Genomic DNA, 2,546 nt, shown 5'->3' with positions numbered 1-2,546 from the left:
TCTGTGGATAACTTTGTTGATATCCCCTGTGTTTGTCTCGCAAGTCCTTGAAAGATGGCGTTTTGGCTGGAATGCCCGCAAAAAAAGCAGGTCATGCAGATCGTTTGAAATCAATCACTTACGCGGTTGTTGCGAATCTTTCCGGTACCGCAATGGTGGCATGTATGGTGCGCTGCGGGTTGGCGGTGCCGCTCCAGTTTTGTGCATAAGTCAGCCCGTCGGGTGCGGGGCTGTGGGGTTTTGGTGCGTGGGGGGCCTAGTCGCTCTTTGCGTGCAGAGAATGCCGCACTGGTGCGGCTGCGCAGGCCCCGGCCGCCTTCAGCGCGGCTGGCGCTGCGCGCGCGAGTGGCTGTGCACCGCCTCCACCAGCGCTGCCACATGCTCGGGCGGCGTGAACTGGCTGATGCCGTGGCCCAGGTTGAAGATGTGGGTGGGGCCGGTGGTGCTGCGGTCGGTGTGGGGGGGGCCGAAGCTGTCCAGCACGTGGCGCACTTGTTGTTCGATCTGTGCGGGCGGCGCAAACAGCACATTGGGGTCGATGTTCCCCTGCAGCGCCTTGCCCGGGCCGCCTGCCTGGCCACCCACGATGGCGCGCGCCTTGCCCAGGTTGGCCGTCCAGTCCAGGCCCAGCACCTCGCAGTCGATGTCCTTCATGTCTTCCAGCCAGATGCCGCCGCCCTTGGTGAACACGATGCGCGGCACATCGGTGCCATCCACGCCGGTGCGCTTGAGCTGTGCCAGCACGCGCTTGGTGTACGCCAGGCTGAACTGCTGGAAGGCACCATCGGCCAGCACGCCGCCCCAGCTGTCAAAAATCATCACAGCCTGAGCGCCTGCGTCTATCTGGGCGTTCAGGTAGGCGGCCACGCTGTCGGCGTTGATGGCCAGGATGCGGTGCATCAGGTCGGGGCGGCTGTACATCAGGCTCTTGACCAGGCGGTAGTCGTCCGACCCCTTGCCTTCGACCATGTAGCAGGCGAGCGTCCAGGGGCTGCCCGAAAAGCCGATCAGCGGCACGCGTCCGTTCAGTGCCTTGCGGATGCTGGTGACCGCGTCAAACACGTAGCGCAGCTTGTCCATGTCGGGCACGGCCAGCGTGGCCACGGCGGCTTCGTCGCGCACTTGCTTTGCAAAGCGCGGGCCTTCGCCCTCGGCAAACGACAGGCCCAGGCCCATGGCGTCGGGCACGGTGAGGATGTCGCTGAACAGGATGGCCGCGTCGAGTGGAAAACGCTCCAGCGGTTGCAGGGTCACTTCGGTGGCGTAGTCCACATTGGTGGCCAGCCCCATGAAGCTGCCCGCCTGGGCGCGCGTGGCCTTGTATTCAGGCAGGTAGCGCCCCGCCTGGCGCATGAGCCACAGGGGCGTGTAGTCGGTGGCCTGGCGGCGGCAGGCACGCAGAAAGGTGTCGTTGGCAAGGGGGGCGAAGGTCATCCTGCGATTGTCGCAGGCCGACCACTTGCCTTGGTACCCGGCGCAGCAGCAGAAATTGACGCGCATCAAGCCAGTGCACCCATGGAACCGGCTTTGCCGGGCCGCCGGGTGCGTCCCCCTTGAGGGGAAGCGGAGTAGCCGCTCAGGGGGGGCTTCACCTTTCTGCGATGTAGTGCGACATGCGCACCACTTCGCCCGGCGCCAAAAACGCCCGCACCTCGGTCTCCAGCGCCTGGTCGGCCATGGTGGCGCGGGCGCGCTGGTGCAGGTAGTCGGCCCAGGACTCGACGATGAAACGCTCCACATAGCGCGAGGGCTCGCCCAGGTCCTTGTACACGCGCCAGAAGGTGGCGCCGTCGCGGCGGCGTGGGGCCTTCATGCGGCTGATGGTGTCGAGGAAGGCGGCGTCGGTGCCGGGGGCGATGCGGTAGCCCACCTCCACCGCCACGGGGCCAGCCTCGGGCAGGGGTTCGGCTTCAATAAAGAGTTCATCCCAGGGGGTGGCCTGGGTCACCTCGTGCAGCGCGCCCATGCGCAGCGGCATGGGGCGCGCCAGCAGCAGGCCCACGCTCATGAGTGCGGCGGCCACACAGAGCGTGGGCGTGAGGCCCAGGATGTCCGACGCCGCGCCCCAGAACGCCGAGCCCATCGCAAACGCGCCCAGCGCCGCAACCATGTGCATGGCCACGGCGCGCGAGCGCACCCACTGCGGTGCGCTGGCCTGGGTGGCTGTGTTGAAGGTGGACATGGCCGACATCCAGGCCGCGCCCGCAAACAGCATGGCGATGTAGACCACTGCCGTGATCTTGGTGAGCGCCGCCACCAGCATGGCCGCGCCAAACACGATGCCGCCCGCGCCCACGATGACCTCCATGCCAAAACGTGCGCGCAGCCGCCCCAGCACCAGGCCCACGGCCACGGCGCCTGTGCCCAGGCAGCCCATCAGCAAACCGAAGCCCGGTGCCCCGGTGCCCAGTCGCTGCGCAATCACCGGCAGCAGCGCCCACAGGGCCGAGCCCGCTGCACTGAAAGCCATCACACGCACCAGTTGCGCAAGGATCATGCGCGAGTGCCAGGCAAAGCGCAGTCCGCTCAACGTGCCGCCCCACAGC

General features: G+C 66.8%; 2 protein-coding genes. Both read right to left on the bottom strand.

Annotation, left to right across the window (positions count from 1 at the left end; translation table 11 throughout):
• Positions 1-318: 318 nt before the first annotated feature.
• Complete coding sequence (hemE, locus tag DBR12_RS14845; RefSeq protein WP_108617965.1) at positions 319-1,434, bottom strand: uroporphyrinogen decarboxylase; 1,116 nt, start codon at positions 1,432-1,434, stop codon at positions 319-321.
• 154 nt (positions 1,435-1,588) lie between these two features.
• The coding region (locus tag DBR12_RS14840) for an MFS transporter (RefSeq protein WP_199226696.1) at positions 1,589-2,546 on the bottom strand (958 nt) is incomplete at its 5' end.

The sequence above is a fragment of the Acidovorax sp. HMWF029 genome (genome assembly GCF_003060895.1).
In the GTDB taxonomy this organism is placed as follows: Bacteria; Pseudomonadota; Gammaproteobacteria; order Burkholderiales; family Burkholderiaceae_C; genus Acidovorax.
Note: the sequence above shows the minus strand (reverse complement) of the source record. Positions and strands in the feature narration are given on the sequence as shown.